Source organism: Serratia rhizosphaerae, assembly GCF_009817885.1.
Lineage (GTDB): Bacteria > Pseudomonadota > Gammaproteobacteria > Enterobacterales > Enterobacteriaceae > Serratia_B > Serratia_B rhizosphaerae.
The window spans coordinates 65,649-79,475 of sequence record NZ_CP041764.1; the positions used below are offsets into that span (position 1 = coordinate 65,649).

The window sequence follows — 13,827 nt, forward strand, 5'->3', positions numbered from 1 at the left end:
CTCCTACGCTGCTTTCTTCAGCGGTGACTGTTCTTCAGGAATGTCGGGGAATAGATAGTTATGAAGCCGGGTAATATTGGCTGCCTGAGCACCAAGGTTGTTCTGCTTCAGATCTTCAAGCGGAGTCAGGTTTAGTTGCACGGTATAAATTTCACCGCCAGGAATTGGCGGCAGATTCTCAAGCCGGCGAACATCATTGCGGCTCATCCAGCCATTTTGCAGCGCCGTTGTGTAATACGCCGCTCGGCCAACGCTGTCAGCTCGCAACAATCCTTCAACAGAGAACTCAGCAAAGTAATCTTCATCGCTATCGAGAAGACAACGGGCAATTTCTTGCTCGATATTAACCAGCAACGGACGGAGCGTATTGGTCAGAAAAATCAGGTTCATTCCTTCAACGCTTGATGCCCAACTGCTTTGCTTCGTCACATGCCCGACCATAAACGGGGGCACACGAAACCATCGGCAGATCTCCTCAATGCTAAAAGCTCGGCTCTCCAGCATCTGTGCATCTTCAGGGTTCATCGTGACATTCTGGTACGATAAGTCTCCCTCCAGCACCATCATTTTCCCGGCATTTTTCGAACCGGCAAACGCAGCCAAATACTTGCGCAGACGTTCCCGCTGCTCTTTGTTAAGTGCAGTTTTCGAACTGAGGTATCCAGAACTTTGCAAGCCATTTTCGAAGATCTTTGCTGCTGACTCATCCACGGCCATCGCAGTGCCAAACACATCACGCCCGGAACTCAGCGGCATCATGCCGCAAACGCCATCCAGGCCAAATCCGCGAATGTGCATCATCCTTTCTACCGGTATCACTCGCTCCTTGCTGTTCTCGGTGTAGGTGTATTGCAAACGGCCGGTATCGAGGCGTTTTACTACCATGTTTTGCGGCAGCAGTGGATCGAGCGCCACCAGCTTTCTGCCAATCATTTTTTTCTCAATGAAGGCATTTCCCCGCAAACAGATGCTGGCCACAACCATCAGCATAAACCGCGACGGTGTCATTTCTAAATTCGGGCGCCGGCAAAGTACCTGGTATGCCGGGTGATCCTGAGCCAGCTTGCGTGAACCATCCTCCTCGCGGCGATACACCTTCAACGGAAGCGTAGAAACGGACTCACTGAGTAACCGAATACAGGCCCAGACTGCAGAAAGTTGCATGGCCTTATCAGCTGTTACGACCTTGCCGCTACTGCTGGTGCCAAACCACTCCTGCCAGAAGGTCCCCGTAGTGAGACTGATCGGGACACCCAGCCAATTTAAAAGGGCGCTCTTTACGCGCCCTGGTTGTTTGTTCTTTCCCATCAGATACCCACCATGATCGGATCATCAAAAAAGCCATCTAAATCGCCGTCATCCGGCTCGTAATCTTCCGCAGCGCCAATCGCCATCGCTGATGCAACAACACCATCTATTCGCCCGGTACTTTTCCGCTTGGCGAAGATCCGGTTTTCCTTCTGGTCAGCCTCAGTGACTGCAGACGCTGCATTCCAGCGCAGGCATGGATTGGTTTTAATAATGATTTCACCGTCATCCAGACTTTGTTCGAACAACTCGATAGAGTGCGGCATCCACAGCCCAGACTCCTGGGCCTTGTAATACCCTTGCCCATGCGGAACTAACGGCACACTTACGCTCGCCTGATCAAGCTCAGGCTCAAGGTACTTAATCCGGTACTGGTCAAAGGCGATCGCGACAATATGAAAGAGATTCGACAAATCAGCTATACGCTCGGCAACAAACCCATACTTCACCGCCTTGCCGGGCGGCGCATGAATAAAACCACCACGCAGCCAGGCGTCATAAGGAACCCGGTCTGTTTTGGCCCGCTCAGCCAACGTATCACCAGGGGTCCAAAACTCCACCAGCAACTTACGTTGTTTGGGAAAGAACAGCGCAAGCGCCGTCAAGTCCCTTGAGCCGGAAAGGTCAAGGCCACCAAAGCATTCCTCACCACGTAGCTCTTCAATATCGAAATCGTCTTCGCAGCCCATCCACACATCACTGCTCATCCATGGGTTATCAGCATCAACCCACTGGCAGAAATTCAGCCTACGAACAATGCTCTCTTTCGACGGCATGCCGCGTGCCTGGGTGACCTGTTCACGCAGGTATCGCTCAGTGAAGGTATGCCCCAGTGACGGGTTGGCCTTTTTCCAACATGATTCATCCTTGAAAGGATCCTCCCCCTCATCTAGTGAGCAGATGAAGGAGAAAAAGCTATCATCTTCGATAGAGCCTTCGGCAACTTTTCGCCCGTACTCGTGGTAGTCGTAGCAGACACTGGTTTTATCGTGGCCGCTGTTTGTGATCATGAAAATCAGCGCCTGCCGACGGCCTTTCGTGCCGGCGCGCATCATCTCCACGACCTGGTTATTTTTATGTTCGTGAATTTCGTCAATCAGTGCGCAGTGCGGGCGCGGGCCAGACTGACCATCATCAGAACTGATTGGCCGGAAAAAAGAGCCTGTCTGCAAAAAAGCCAGGTTCCACTCTTTTCCGGCGCCGCCGGATTTATTAATCCGCTGCGCCAGTGCCGGTGACTGATCCACCATCGCTACAGCATCACGGAACAGGATCATGGCCTGGTCTTTTTTAGTGGCGGCTGCATACACTTCTGCGCGAGGCTCTTTATCAGCGACCAGACAGTACAGGGCGATGCCTGCAGCCAAAGGTGATTTACCGGAGCCTTTCCCGGACTCGACATAAATCATGCGATACCGGCGATAATCATCCGTGTTTTTCCAGCCGAATATAGAGCCGACAATGAAACACTGCCACGGCAACAGATTGAAGGGCTTTCCTTCGTGCTCACCGCCATTAAGTTTCAGAACCTTTGCGAAAAAGTCGATGGCGCGCTGAGCGGCAGCTACATCCCAGACCAGCCCACGTGCATGGCAGGATTCAAGATCCTTTAGATGACGCTTACAGGAGTTTCGAATATCGGGCCCGGCAATTTCCTTGCCTGACTCAACGTCCATAGCATATTGCGTGGCCGGGTCAACCGAAGAACTGGTTGAGCGGGTCCTCTTCTTTTTCTCCACCATCTACTTTCACCTTTGACCTGGCAGCTGGCGTCAGGCCAAATTCCACCAAATAACTTTTAAAACGACGATCGGCATCTGCCAGCATGGAAACCGCCGGGTTAGCTTTAATCAAAAAGCCCCCTTCGGTCTGAACCGTATAGGTTCGCCCTTCATCAGCGATCGTGTTTCTTAGCTGCAGAATGTCGGCGTAGATATCGCACAGGCGTTCAAGCGCGAACGTATCCGCGACGGTCAGAACCCCCATGCCATCCAGTAGAACCGTCATCTTCCCCCATGCCGTCTTCCCCCAATCTGTCAGGTGCGAAGGTGGGCTGGGAATTTCTCTCGCTGGCTGTGGTTCTTTGTCGTTAAGTTTTCGTTTGCCCGGGTTACCGGTGACCACCTTTAGATGGGTCGGTTTCGGGCGTCGTCCTGCCATCGGAACCTCCCAGAAAAAAACTTTTCATTTCGCGGTTGTGCACAGAAAGCACCGGCTGCGGTCTTTAAGGTCGAGAGGGCTGAGCTTTTAACCCGCCCCTCCCCGTGGCCTCCAGGCGCCGACCTCATCGGTTCCAGTGCGATTCAGGGTCAAGAGGGAGACCATCGACTGAGCACCCAATAATCTTCCCTGTTTTCTCCATGCGCTGCTTTGTTGAGTCATGGTGTGGCTTGCACAGCCCCTGCCAATTCTTACGGCTCCAGAACAGATGCTGAGCCTTCTTCATCTCTTCTGCTGTCTTTGCATCTTTCATGCGGTGCGGAACGATATGGTCAACGACCGTTGCCGGTTCTAATCGCCCCATCGCCTTGCACATGACACACAGAGGATTAGCCCGAAGAAACACAAGCCGTTCAGCCTGCCATTTGCTGCCGTAGGGTTTCTTGTTGCTCATGCTCGCCTCAAGGAAAAAGCCACCATCCTGCCAATGCGCTGGGTGCGCGGTGGGGGCCGGTGATGACTTTGGTTATCTTGCATTACACAGCAGCCTCAGAAGGCAACTCTGCAATGGACGATTTGGTGCAATAAAACGCAGGGAGAGGGCAATGAGTTCCACAATAGAACACGCACTATTTGATTAGTTACCGTATATAGCAAGACAACGAACTAACCGACCAAGGAGACTTTATGGATTATTCACCCGAATTTTTTAACGCTCTTACATCTCTCTTCAAACTCTTAGCCGAACTGGCAAAAATCGTACTTCACTGTCTACGCCACAAACGCCCCCTCAAGAAATAATTACAGATCTACACCACACTTTCGCAGTGGCCGCGCTCATGCCCTTGAGTTCGTCACCCCAGTTCGTCTCTGCTCCCCGTTGGCTCTAACCAGCGCGTGATTGGCTGTCACGCGGCGACACCGGTGCCTCTTTTCATATTAACCCTCACCAGATGCAAAGCTGGCTCTCTACGCGGAGACTCGGGCGCAGGTCATAACCCTGCGATTGCCGCCTTTCGGCTGCTGCGGTCTGACCGCGTTAATGCTTCATTTTTTCACCTGCCTTGCATCATCCAGCTGGCGTATCGAACGCAGCTGATTGTTCGCTTTGTCTATCGCCGACAGCAGCGGGTCAATCCACAGCACAGCCTGGCAATACGTCAGCGGGCCGGGGGTAATGGCGCCAAGACTGGAGCCGTCAGGGCTTCCGGTATCGCTGGACACTGCGCCGGCACGTAGACGGTGCGTGTAGTTGAGCAGCCCACCAGCAATAGCAGCGGGAACAGCCAGATCACACGTCGGCTGATTTTTGAGGATCGTCCGGTATTCAATCTCTTTCTCCTGCGTTGCGGCGTCGGTGTTGATACCGTACCGGTGAGCGGTGGCGCTTATCTCGTTAGCGCGCTGAAACTGGAACGCCTGCTGAGAAATAATCGCAGATTGCTGATTCAATTCCTGTTGCTGGGTTTTGTTCCGTTCCTGCGCCTGCCCTATCTCGTAGCGCTGCTGGTCGATTGTCAGTAGCATTGCGAAGAATGCGAAAATGAGCACGAATATTGCCAGCGCCGGCCAATGCTCCTTAAAAAGCCTCCATCCACCGATTAGCCAGCTCATAGCGCCACCCGCTCTTTTACCCAGCCGTACACGAATGTTTCATTCGCTGGCCGCTGCTCTGCCAGTTCGAGATAACGGGCACCCTGGCTGCAGTTCAGCGCCTTCAGCAACACACACTCACCTTCTTTACCCCGCGCGGACAAAAACGCATTAAGCGCCGTCACTGTGCGCGAGCCGATTCGGCCATCGACAATCAGGTCGGGATATAGTTTCTGCTGATGATTGAACACGTTTAACCACCGTTGCAGCCATTTACCTGGCACACTCGGCCCCATGTTCACCCCCGTGTCGCATAGTTCGGCGGCAATAGCAGGAGATACGGCAGCAATCAAATCAAAGCGGGGGCCAGTCCAGTAATCAGCGGTCAGGATAGATAGCGCGGTTTCACGCGGTAACTGCCGCATGTCGCCGGAGTATCCGTGTGCGCGTGCAACCCGCTCAGTTATTCCCCAGCGAGTAGCGCCGCCCTTATCTGCAGGGTTATTAACGTAGCCGCCTTCTTTGCCGAGTATCGCGTTAAAGATGTCGTCCTTTGTCATGAGTGAACCTCTGCATGGGCTTTGCCAGCGTCATAACGTTGCCACGAGAAGACATGACAGCGACGCAGAACCCAACGTTGATTAGTGTCTCTGACCAGTTCGCGTAGTGATAATCGCCGGTCAATATTCTGATGGTTACCGATGCGCTGGCCACGATCAGCAACCATGCAAAAAATGCCGCTATCGGCCTGTGTGTCGCACCATTGCGGCGGTACAGAATCATCCGCGCAGAAATAACCGCGCAGGTTATGGCATTCACGATTAAGAGGTAATTATTTAGCATCGCTCCCCCCTCGCCGGAACCGGTCAAAGAACCCTGTAGGGTTTTGGCTTGCAGACATCAAAAGCCGGACGGCAATAGCAGACGCCACCAGCGCACCAACAGGATCACGCGCTTCAATGTCTCCGGGCGTAGCCCATGTGATTATTGCGGCTGCGAATGGCGCGGTAAGTATCCCCACCAGCAAAGACGCAACGAATAGCGCCAGTTTCTTCCAGATGGAAAACTCAGCGGCAGAGAGTACGAATATGACCGCCCCGGCGAACGCACCGATCAGAACACCAGAATCTACACCGGAGAGTAACCCGACAACAGTCACCCCCGTTACTGCCGCAGTAGCCGCACCAGTGGTTCCCAAAGGCTCTGCCATTTTTTTGCTCCTGTTTGCTGTGTCGCTCAGCAAACGCCGGGCGCTGAAAATAAAAAGGCCACCCAGAGGCAGCCATTAGATAAATAATTAGTTATATGTTGACAAGATTAGATAGTTAACTTATTATCTAATCATCCCAAGCGGATATGCTCTTTAACAAGCGAGGAAACATGGTAACGGTTCAGTGGACGAAGAAAGCAACCAAACAGTTGATTTCGATAGACACAAGATACCGGAAAGCCATTAAGGATAAGGTCGGTAAGCTAACCACCTTCCCAGCGGTTGAGCTTGATATCAAAAAGCTTAAAGGCAGCGACAGCCAGTACCGTATGAGGGTCGGGGATTACCGAGTTATCTTCCAGATTGAAAATGGCGAACCGGTTATCTGCACGATTCAGGAAGTAAAGCGCAGAACATCGACAACCTACTAAGGCGGGGAAACCCGCCAGTTTCCTCGGTGACATTAACCGCGACTCTTAGCAACCCGGAATGAAATATGTCAAAACCTCAATACATTAACGATGTGGCAGGCAAACCGCAGTATGTTGTACTGCCAATCGATGAATATGAACGCCTCATCAGTAATGATTGGGCGGACGTTCCATACCGCGCCGGCGACAACGACGACGAAGTGATCCCTCATGATGTCGTATCAATCATGGTTGACCAGGACGTCAGCCTGATCGCCGCCTGGCGTATTCACCGTGGGCTATCTCAATATGAGGTAGCCGAACGGCTCGGCACCACACAATCAGCCGTTTCGCAGTGGGAATCCGTGGATTCAAAACCGCAGAAAAAAACCCGCGAAAAACTGGCGGCGCTATACAATTGCCGGCCAGAGCAAATGACACAATGAACAAAGGCCCTTAACGGGCCTTTTTGTACTGCCCTGCAATGAGAACAGCCACCAGCCGTAAACGAGTCGGCGATACGGGGTTTGCCAATGTGTGTCGGATATTGGCTGGGGCTGAAATGCAAAAAGCCCCAGCTATTAAGCTAGGGCTTTATAAAATCTATTGGATTAATTGGCTAGGCAGCTAATATAAAGGATGCATTCAAGGCTAATAATAAATCGAAGGTATTAATATACGGCACATTAAATTGCGCACAAATGTTAGGAATCAGAAACTTTTTTTTACACCGAACATCAAGTCTCTCATGCGTAACTATTGTACTTCCCATTGTCATAGCCTTAGCTATTAACCATGCATCAGCTCCTCTTAAAAATTCATCCATTGCACCGACAGACATGGGAACCTGAGCTTGTTGTTGAGCAACATATTGAACTATAGACGCTAGATTTTGTTGGGTTTGCACTTCACTTACAGGTAGAAACAAAGGACGATTCTTTAGTGCCCAGTCCTTTAGCTCATCATTACCATTTATCAGTTCATCATAAACATTTTTTATGCTATATATCTGCCCGCCAGCAGAGCAACGCAATAACCAATCCCAAAATGCAGGGCAAAAATCCATGTGATAATATTTATTTTTTGCCTCGATTAACACGTTGGCATCAATCAGATACGTCATCCGCCTATTTCCGTCGCATATTTCCTAAGTTTTGCTGGGGCTATGCCCAACAACCTACCAGCATCTCTTAACAACACTCTACCACTTAGTGCCTCGTTAAGTATGGCTTTGCTGAACCGTGCACTATTTTTGTTTTGGGCTATGGCATAAAAATTCCCACCGCCGCCTTCTTTGGAACGAAACTCTGCCATTAGCTCTTGATAGTATTCGTTGTAAGCATGCACATCAATAAAGCCAAGATCGTATGCTCTACGTGCAATAACATAACGACTAACATGAAGCATTTTAGCCAAGTCAACTGCGTTCTGACTGAGGGATCTCGCCGTATCCCAATGAGCATGCATTACTCTTTCAGATGCAAGGAACTCACCAGCAACGGCATTACAGAATAGCTCTTCTTTACGCTCCTCATGAGCACTAGCGGTAGATATTCCGCTTGTACCAATCCAAAGATGAGCTAGTTCATGCAACAAGGTAAACAATCTAGCAGCAGGTGCATCTGTTAGATTAATGAACACAACAGGCGCGAGCGGATCACTAATAGCGAACCCTCTAAACTCTTCAACATTTAAAGGGCGGTGCGTATTGTTTCCTACGATCCCACTTCTCATTACTAAAATTCCAGCTTCTTCCGCAGATTCCACAATTTTTCGTTGATATTCTTCCCAAGTAAGCCCTCTTGGGTTGAGATCATTTAGCCCCAACACGTTACGTATGTCGTTGGCTACATTTACTGGGTGATCTCTGAGATTAAAGGAGCCAATGAAATTTAGTGGCTGCACTTCCTGATCGATCAAGTAATCCTTATACCATTCTTGTTTACGAATAACAGAGCGAATGGTATCAAGCATATCTATGCTCGCATTTTGAATCTCATAGTTACGGATCGTTCTCAAGTCAGGTATTGGAATCGGCTCGACGGGCGGTTGTGCAAGGAAAAAGTATGCAAACGGAATATGCAATTTGTTGGCTAATTTTTGTGCCTGCGCAAACGTAGGATTAGCGTTTCCATCCTCCCAACTGATTACTTTTTCTACTTTAACCCCAATACCTGCGGACAAAGCATCCTCAGACATTTGAGCTCTCGCTCTTGCCCAGGAAAGTATTTGTGGATTGATTAACGCAAATTCAGCCATTTTATTTGGGTTTTTCAATTAGTTAACAAAAAAACCATACTCATCCATTACCATTAAGGTAAGACTACCGTACAGGCGTGTTTTTTTCCATAAAAAAAACCCGCTCACACGAGGTTTTTTCAGTTGATAAGCTACGTCACTACGTAACCACTCTTATCACAATAGCCCGTGAAATTCGTAACGAAAAGAAGAATCTTACGCCACCTTTGAAATTTCTGATTTATGCGTCCACGCGTCCATCTCCAAACTGGCGCCAGTCATCGCCAGGCATCCCTCGATAAAGCTCTCTGCCATCATCAGCTTCTGCCGAACGTTCCCCTCAGATATCTTCCAGCGGCGCGCTATCTCTGACTTTGACACCCCGTAGCGATAGTGCAGCATGATTACCCCTAGCTCCCGTTCGTCCCTGACCTTCTTCAAGCGCCCCACCGCTCCGTCAATGATCAGCCCATCACTATCACAGCAGGAATCTTTGCTTTTCCCTGTTGCCGGCAGCAGCCCCTTAAAGCCAGCAGCGATCGGTGAGTACCCCACACCGCTGTTATCTTTTGCCCACTGTCCCCAACGTTCCAGCACCAACTGAATATCTCTCATGCTTTTTTCTCCCGGCGGCCGGCCGCATACCGGCGCGCCATTTCTCACACGTTATTTGATTGAACCGACCGACAATGACCAGTCCATGAATTTGAACCACAGCTCTATCTGACTTCCGTACTCCTCTTCAAATCGTGACATGTCACGATGTAGCTCATCGTGGTGTTTTCGGCACAGCGGGATGGTGAACAGGTCATGCGCTTTCGTCGCCATGCCGCCTTGCCCGTGGCCTATGATGTGGTGCGGATCGTCAGCTGTCCCACCACACGCGGCGCACGGCTGAGATTTAACCCACTTCAGGTATGGCTTGCTTTCCCACCGCTCGCGCTTCGGCAACTTGAATAGCGCCTTCGGCGGCTCCGGGTCGATAACCAGCGTCTTGACCGCTTTCTTCACCTTCTCAGCCACAACCTGCCGCGCCGCTGGCATGTGCGTTATCTCCGCCTCTCTCCGTCCGCCGGTGTGGATCGTCGCTGGTGGCAGGCGAAGAGACGCAGAGCAAACGTCATCAGGCAGCAGATCGGCGACACCATGCATCACAGCCCACCAGCACAGCTCTGGCAACGTCAGCTGGTGGCTTTCGTCAAACAGGAAGTACGAGCGCACCATTTCCAAGATGTACGCCGCTAGGTTAGCGTCGGCTACCACCTGCAGCTTAGGGATAGACTGCCCGCGCAGGCGGTTATCACAGCCATAACAGAGGCGCAGCGCGCTATTACCGTAGCGCAGCGTCGTCATGTGGCGAGTATGCTCCCCTTCGATCTGGCAACCACTCTTCAGAGAAACCCAGTGCTCCAGAGAACTGATCCCACCAGCAGCACTTAGAACGCGTTCATGCTGATAGAACGGTGTAAAACGCGGATCGTTCGCCAGCTCCTGCCCATCAATCGGTAGCGCACCTGATGGCAACTTATGAAATTCACTTGGCGCACGTGATACTAAAACCCGAGTAGAAAACAGAGGCAGAAGATCCTTACCAGGCTTGAGAAATACCAGCCCTAATTCGGGCTGGATAATTGGCTTTAGCAATGCTCTCATGCTATCGACCTGCTCAGCTGCGCGCTTTGGCGGTCATCATCAACTTGATGAGCTCAGGTGACCGGGAGTCATAAAAATGGGGCTGCGTCTCGCGAGGATTGCCAGGGTTGGTAATATTTTTCCCGTATGCTAATCCCTTGCTAGTTACTGCCCAGAACTTCTTAACGCCACCTTTCGCTTTGCGTGATGTGCTATTACGGGAGCGGTGCTCAACAATGCCGATCTCTTCCAAACGACGGTAGGCCTCTTGAGGGCTGACCGGGATAGCATGCTCCTTCAGGATGGCACTCAGTGACATTGTTGGCCGGCTTGAGCCGTCAGCAGCATCAGATGGGGCGTCGATGGCATACGCCGGCATCAGGTTAGGGATGCCAGCAAAGTCCTGAAGCTTCTGGTAAGCACCAAGTTTTGACGAATTTGAAAGGTTAAGCAGACGGGCGGCTGATTCCAGCAACAATATCCCTGCCTGAATGCGGTCTGCTGTCTGTGGTGCAGTCCGTTCAGTCACTGCAGCGTCAAAGGTACGGATCACTTTCAGGTTAAATGCGGGGCTAATCCACATCGCGTAGGCATAAACCAGCTCTTTGCAGACATAGGTTCCGCCGTTGCGACCGGGGATTGTCTCGGTAGGCAAACTCTGCAGATCTGTAGAGTTTAATATTTCATCAGATAACGCCTGCGTTGAGTCCAATCGCAGGAAAAGCCCTGGCTGATACTTTGCCTCGCCACCAGCTGCGCGGTGTAAGTCATTCAGACAGTAACGGCCATTAACATCTTGACGCACGGCTACGCCATCAATCGAAATTAATTGATTCATTTTTATTCCTCTCACACGTGTTTTTGACAGCCTCCCCACCCCGTCACCCGCATAGTGATTGGGGAGGCGATTAACTGCCCTTTCAACATAACCAACATCTGAATATTTATCCAGCATTTGCAACCTCGCTGATATGCAAGGTAACTTTCCCGCCCTTCGTCACCGGCCCCCACTCCGCAGACAGCTTTTTGATCTGGCTGTCATCAAGCCAAACGCGCGCCCGGGTCATCACATCAAACAATGCCTTGAAGTAGTTATCCAGGTCTCGCTTGGCTCGTGTCGGTGGATAAAACACCACTGAAACGGATAAATCACAGGTTAGCGCCCTCGGCTTAGGGTTTAACTGCTCCAGAATGCTCGCCAGCGCCTCACTGTTGAATTTTCTCCCCCTGTCGCTAACCAAGTGCCGGCCTTTGAGAGATCCCTTGTTAGGCGCTCTCCAGTAGCCATTTACGGATGGTGGGAATGGCAGCGTCAAAATCATGCAGCCACCTCGCGCAGAGTAGCAGCGCCAATACCCAGCAGATCAGCACGGCTAACAGTGGTGAACTGGCAGCGCGGTTTAATGAACGGGCGCCAGATGAGAAACATGCTCCCCTTGTTGTTCCCGTTGACCGGCTTACCTGTTCCCGCGTTGATGAACGAGATCCGCCCTTCAGTGATGAATCGCACCTCATCGACGGACTGAAGCGCCAGGGAGAACCAGCCCACGGAAGTGTCTGCCGGCAGCAGCATAACGATCGGCTGGTTTTGAACCCGGCACTGTTCTGCCGCCTTCTCTACCCATGGCGCTGGCGAGCTGTACGGAGGATTGCACCAGATGGCACCGTAACTCTCCCAATCAACCGCCAGGGCGTTTTCTCGCTCTGTCAGGTAGCGGGAACAGAGCGCATTGCTATGTTCTGCTGCTGCATCGAGATAAAACCCAAATTCGACATCCAGCGCGCCGAACACCTCGATCGGTGTCTGCCAGCGGTCTTTGTGCTCCGGCGGGGTTTGGCTTCCGCCAAGATAGTCAGACTTCATGCAGCAACCCCTTCCGCAGCCACCAGGCGATAGAAATAAACCCACTTCCCGGACTCCGCTTTGACCATGCGTCGCTCCTTAACCAGGCCATCACGCGGTCGGCTGAACTCCCGCAGGCGGGCGCTGATCGCTGATTGCGTGTCTGCTACGCCGTACATCTGCAGCACCAACAATTCCAGATCGCGCAGTGTGTGCCATTTGGCGCCGGCAGCAGCGTTGCGAACACGGCAAATCTGGCTGTTTGGGTTGTCGCTCAACTTGCCGGCCTTGACCAGCGTGCGGATCCCGCTGTTGATGCGATCGCTCTCAAATACGTCCACCGGGATCGATAACTTTTTCATGATGCCAACCTCGCTAAATCATTTTCGCTCGCTTTGCTGACTGCTTGAGCCCAGATGCCAGCCCATGCGCGCCGTGCGTCGTAATCGGTCATGCGTCCAAGAGATCCGGCCATACTCGCGGCCAGAGCCTCAACCTCGTTTTGAGGTTTGCGGCGTTGCGATACCAAGCGGGTATAGGCATCCTCCCGAGCGACGCTATCAAGCTTCTGAACTTTCGGCAGATCATTAGCCCGCTCTTCCTTGACCTTGAGGTAGCATTTCTCGGTGATTAGGTAGTCGAAATCCTTCTTGCGCCACGTCTTGCCGGTGTTAGTGTCTGGGCGGTCTTCCAGCATCCAGCGACACTTTTTCGAGATGAAACGCAGGTAAGCGCCCCACCTCTCAAGATTCAGTTCGTAGTCTGCCCAGAGTTTGCGGAGCTTTTTGCGGCGGTCATCAGTCATTTTGAGAACGACTGGCAGTTCAGGCAGTGTGCTGTGGAAAATTTCCTGCACGGCCTTGTAATCGATTTTCAGAGAATCATTCGCTTGCTGGTCAGTTGGCGAAGCCGGCTGACGTACTGGTTTTTTCTCTGTAGTAATCTCTGTAGTAATCTCTGTGTAATCTACTGTATGAATGTCTGCGGGATTCCCGCAATCTGGCGAGCGGCTTTCCCGCAAACTTGCCTGCGGGATATCCGCATTCTTGTTTGCGGCTTTCCCTCTTTCTAGAATGCGGGATTCCCGCATACTGGAATGCGGCTTTCCCGCACTCTGAGATGTACCCTTTATTTTCTTCATCAGGAGTGCTTCCAGAGCATCTTCCTTAACGCGAAAATAAAGCTTCGCAGGTACACCTCGGCGCACCTCTTCCAGAACTCCTGCTGACACCAGGCGCTTACGAGCAGTCTCTTGCTCTTCCCGGCTCAGCCCCGTCTCTTCCTTGATTTCTTTCTGCGTTTTGTAAAACCACCCAGCATCCATGCGGTTATGCCAGTACACCAGCTGCGATAACAGAACCGCACCGGTAACCCCTACTCCCAGACCAACGAAAGAAGGCTGGTAAGCAATAGGCCTGTCCAACAACTGCATT

The 13,827-nt window shown here is 51.6% G+C and carries 19 protein-coding genes; 2 read left to right on the forward strand and 17 right to left on the reverse strand.

The genetic code is table 11. The features are described 5' to 3' along the window. Positions 1 to 3: 3 nt before the first annotated feature. From FO014_RS00340 to FO014_RS00375, 8 genes are all read right to left on the reverse strand, one after another. On the reverse strand, positions 4 to 1,308 hold the full coding sequence (locus tag FO014_RS00340; RefSeq protein ID WP_160026943.1) for a phage portal protein: 1,305 nt from the start codon (positions 1,306 to 1,308) through the stop codon (positions 4 to 6). Continuing rightward, positions 1,308 to 3,050: a terminase large subunit gene (locus FO014_RS00345; RefSeq protein WP_160026945.1), complete on the reverse strand. Its 1,743-nt coding sequence runs from the start codon at positions 3,048 to 3,050 to the stop codon at positions 1,308 to 1,310. Before FO014_RS00345 ends, FO014_RS00340 begins: the two co-directional genes overlap by 1 nt. Next, positions 3,004 to 3,468 carry a phage terminase small subunit P27 family gene (locus FO014_RS00350; protein WP_160026947.1) on the reverse strand — a complete coding sequence of 155 codons (465 nt, stop codon included), beginning with the start codon at positions 3,466 to 3,468 and terminating at the stop codon, positions 3,004 to 3,006. The genes FO014_RS00345 and FO014_RS00350 overlap by 47 nt, the downstream gene beginning before the upstream one ends. Before the next feature lie 124 nt (positions 3,469 to 3,592). Further along, entirely contained in the window at positions 3,593 to 3,922 is a 330-nt protein-coding gene (locus FO014_RS00355; RefSeq protein WP_160026949.1) for an HNH endonuclease, read from the reverse strand. A 593-nt stretch (positions 3,923 to 4,515) separates the two neighbouring features. Next, positions 4,516 to 5,082: a hypothetical protein gene (locus tag FO014_RS00360; RefSeq protein WP_201282898.1), complete on the reverse strand. Its 567-nt coding sequence runs from the start codon at positions 5,080 to 5,082 to the stop codon at positions 4,516 to 4,518. Continuing rightward, positions 5,079 to 5,621, reverse strand: a complete 543-nt coding sequence (locus FO014_RS00365; protein ID WP_160026951.1) for a glycoside hydrolase family 108 protein — start codon at positions 5,619 to 5,621, stop codon at positions 5,079 to 5,081. The genes FO014_RS00360 and FO014_RS00365 overlap by 4 nt, the downstream gene beginning before the upstream one ends. Beyond that, on the reverse strand, positions 5,599 to 5,904 hold the full coding sequence (locus tag FO014_RS00370; RefSeq protein WP_160026953.1) for a phage holin family protein: 306 nt from the start codon (positions 5,902 to 5,904) through the stop codon (positions 5,599 to 5,601). Before FO014_RS00370 ends, FO014_RS00365 begins: the two co-directional genes overlap by 23 nt. Next, positions 5,894 to 6,271 carry a putative holin gene (locus tag FO014_RS00375; protein WP_160026955.1) on the reverse strand — a complete coding sequence of 126 codons (378 nt, stop codon included), beginning with the start codon at positions 6,269 to 6,271 and terminating at the stop codon, positions 5,894 to 5,896. The genes FO014_RS00370 and FO014_RS00375 overlap by 11 nt, the downstream gene beginning before the upstream one ends. Positions 6,272 to 6,441: 170 nt before the next feature. Between FO014_RS00375 and FO014_RS00380 the strand changes: the two genes are divergently transcribed. Together FO014_RS00380 and FO014_RS00385 are read left to right on the forward strand one after the other, a co-directional pair. Beyond that, positions 6,442 to 6,702: a type II toxin-antitoxin system RelE family toxin gene (locus FO014_RS00380; protein WP_105230659.1), complete on the forward strand. Its 261-nt coding sequence runs from the start codon at positions 6,442 to 6,444 to the stop codon at positions 6,700 to 6,702. 65 nt (positions 6,703 to 6,767) lie between these two features. Beyond that, positions 6,768 to 7,127, forward strand: coding sequence for a helix-turn-helix domain-containing protein (locus FO014_RS00385; protein ID WP_160026957.1), 360 nt, complete (start codon positions 6,768 to 6,770; stop codon positions 7,125 to 7,127). Between the two features lie 173 nt (positions 7,128 to 7,300). Here the strand turns inward: FO014_RS00385 and FO014_RS00390 are convergent, their stop codons facing one another. From FO014_RS00390 to FO014_RS00430, 9 genes are all read right to left on the reverse strand, one after another. Continuing rightward, complete coding sequence (locus tag FO014_RS00390; RefSeq protein WP_160026959.1) at positions 7,301 to 7,804, reverse strand: DUF4411 family protein; 504 nt, start codon at positions 7,802 to 7,804, stop codon at positions 7,301 to 7,303. Further along, the gene (locus tag FO014_RS00395) at positions 7,801 to 8,940 is read right to left on the reverse strand and encodes an XRE family transcriptional regulator (RefSeq protein ID WP_160026961.1); all 1,140 of its coding nucleotides are present in this window, start codon (positions 8,938 to 8,940) and stop codon (positions 7,801 to 7,803) included. The genes FO014_RS00390 and FO014_RS00395 overlap by 4 nt, the downstream gene beginning before the upstream one ends. Positions 8,941 to 9,135: 195 nt before the next feature. Then, positions 9,136 to 9,534, reverse strand: coding sequence for an antiterminator Q family protein (locus tag FO014_RS00400; protein WP_105230656.1), 399 nt, complete (start codon positions 9,532 to 9,534; stop codon positions 9,136 to 9,138). Between the two features lie 51 nt (positions 9,535 to 9,585). Continuing rightward, positions 9,586 to 10,572: a DUF968 domain-containing protein gene (locus tag FO014_RS00405; RefSeq protein WP_160026963.1), complete on the reverse strand. Its 987-nt coding sequence runs from the start codon at positions 10,570 to 10,572 to the stop codon at positions 9,586 to 9,588. A gap of 13 nt (positions 10,573 to 10,585) precedes the next feature. Next, complete coding sequence (locus FO014_RS00410; protein WP_160026965.1) at positions 10,586 to 11,389, reverse strand: KilA-N domain-containing protein; 804 nt, start codon at positions 11,387 to 11,389, stop codon at positions 10,586 to 10,588. Between the two features lie 106 nt (positions 11,390 to 11,495). Further along, positions 11,496 to 11,873: a RusA family crossover junction endodeoxyribonuclease gene (locus tag FO014_RS00415; protein ID WP_160026967.1), complete on the reverse strand. Its 378-nt coding sequence runs from the start codon at positions 11,871 to 11,873 to the stop codon at positions 11,496 to 11,498. Continuing rightward, entirely contained in the window at positions 11,870 to 12,415 is a 546-nt protein-coding gene (locus tag FO014_RS00420) for a phage N-6-adenine-methyltransferase (protein ID WP_160026969.1), read from the reverse strand. The genes FO014_RS00415 and FO014_RS00420 overlap by 4 nt, the downstream gene beginning before the upstream one ends. Then, entirely contained in the window at positions 12,412 to 12,756 is a 345-nt protein-coding gene (locus tag FO014_RS00425; protein ID WP_160026971.1) for a hypothetical protein, read from the reverse strand. The genes FO014_RS00420 and FO014_RS00425 overlap by 4 nt, the downstream gene beginning before the upstream one ends. Then, positions 12,753 to 13,826, reverse strand: coding sequence for a hypothetical protein (locus tag FO014_RS00430; RefSeq protein ID WP_201282899.1), 1,074 nt, complete (start codon positions 13,824 to 13,826; stop codon positions 12,753 to 12,755). The genes FO014_RS00425 and FO014_RS00430 overlap by 4 nt, the downstream gene beginning before the upstream one ends. Between the last annotated feature and the right edge of the window lies 1 nt (position 13,827).

What these genes read in the sequence shown, in the direction of transcription:
- FO014_RS00425 (WP_160026971.1), bottom strand. Translation starts at nt 12,756, where the DNA reads ATGAAAAAGTTATCGATCCCGGTGGACGTATTTGAGAGCGATCGCATC.
- FO014_RS00370 (WP_160026953.1), bottom strand. Translation starts at nt 5,904, where the DNA reads ATGCTAAATAATTACCTCTTAATCGTGAATGCCATAACCTGCGCGGTT.
- FO014_RS00410 (WP_160026965.1), bottom strand. Translation starts at nt 11,389, where the DNA reads ATGAATCAATTAATTTCGATTGATGGCGTAGCCGTGCGTCAAGATGTT.
- FO014_RS00420 (WP_160026969.1), bottom strand. Translation starts at nt 12,415, where the DNA reads ATGAAGTCTGACTATCTTGGCGGAAGCCAAACCCCGCCGGAGCACAAA.
- FO014_RS00360 (WP_201282898.1), bottom strand. Translation starts at nt 5,082, where the DNA reads ATGAGCTGGCTAATCGGTGGATGGAGGCTTTTTAAGGAGCATTGGCCG.
- FO014_RS00405 (WP_160026963.1), bottom strand. Translation starts at nt 10,572, where the DNA reads ATGAGAGCATTGCTAAAGCCAATTATCCAGCCCGAATTAGGGCTGGTA.
- FO014_RS00400 (WP_105230656.1), bottom strand. Translation starts at nt 9,534, where the DNA reads ATGAGAGATATTCAGTTGGTGCTGGAACGTTGGGGACAGTGGGCAAAA.
- FO014_RS00430 (WP_201282899.1), bottom strand. Translation starts at nt 13,826, where the DNA reads ATGCAGTTGTTGGACAGGCCTATTGCTTACCAGCCTTCTTTCGTTGGT.
- FO014_RS00375 (WP_160026955.1), bottom strand. Translation starts at nt 6,271, where the DNA reads ATGGCAGAGCCTTTGGGAACCACTGGTGCGGCTACTGCGGCAGTAACG.
- FO014_RS00385 (WP_160026957.1), top strand. Translation starts at nt 6,768, where the DNA reads ATGTCAAAACCTCAATACATTAACGATGTGGCAGGCAAACCGCAGTAT.
- FO014_RS00350 (WP_160026947.1), bottom strand. Translation starts at nt 3,468, where the DNA reads ATGGCAGGACGACGCCCGAAACCGACCCATCTAAAGGTGGTCACCGGT.
- FO014_RS00340 (WP_160026943.1), bottom strand. Translation starts at nt 1,308, where the DNA reads ATGGGAAAGAACAAACAACCAGGGCGCGTAAAGAGCGCCCTTTTAAAT.
- FO014_RS00365 (WP_160026951.1), bottom strand. Translation starts at nt 5,621, where the DNA reads ATGACAAAGGACGACATCTTTAACGCGATACTCGGCAAAGAAGGCGGC.
- FO014_RS00380 (WP_105230659.1), top strand. Translation starts at nt 6,442, where the DNA reads ATGGTAACGGTTCAGTGGACGAAGAAAGCAACCAAACAGTTGATTTCG.
- FO014_RS00395 (WP_160026961.1), bottom strand. Translation starts at nt 8,940, where the DNA reads ATGGCTGAATTTGCGTTAATCAATCCACAAATACTTTCCTGGGCAAGA.
- FO014_RS00345 (WP_160026945.1), bottom strand. Translation starts at nt 3,050, where the DNA reads ATGGTGGAGAAAAAGAAGAGGACCCGCTCAACCAGTTCTTCGGTTGAC.
- FO014_RS00415 (WP_160026967.1), bottom strand. Translation starts at nt 11,873, where the DNA reads ATGATTTTGACGCTGCCATTCCCACCATCCGTAAATGGCTACTGGAGA.
- FO014_RS00355 (WP_160026949.1), bottom strand. Translation starts at nt 3,922, where the DNA reads ATGAGCAACAAGAAACCCTACGGCAGCAAATGGCAGGCTGAACGGCTT.
- FO014_RS00390 (WP_160026959.1), bottom strand. Translation starts at nt 7,804, where the DNA reads ATGACGTATCTGATTGATGCCAACGTGTTAATCGAGGCAAAAAATAAA.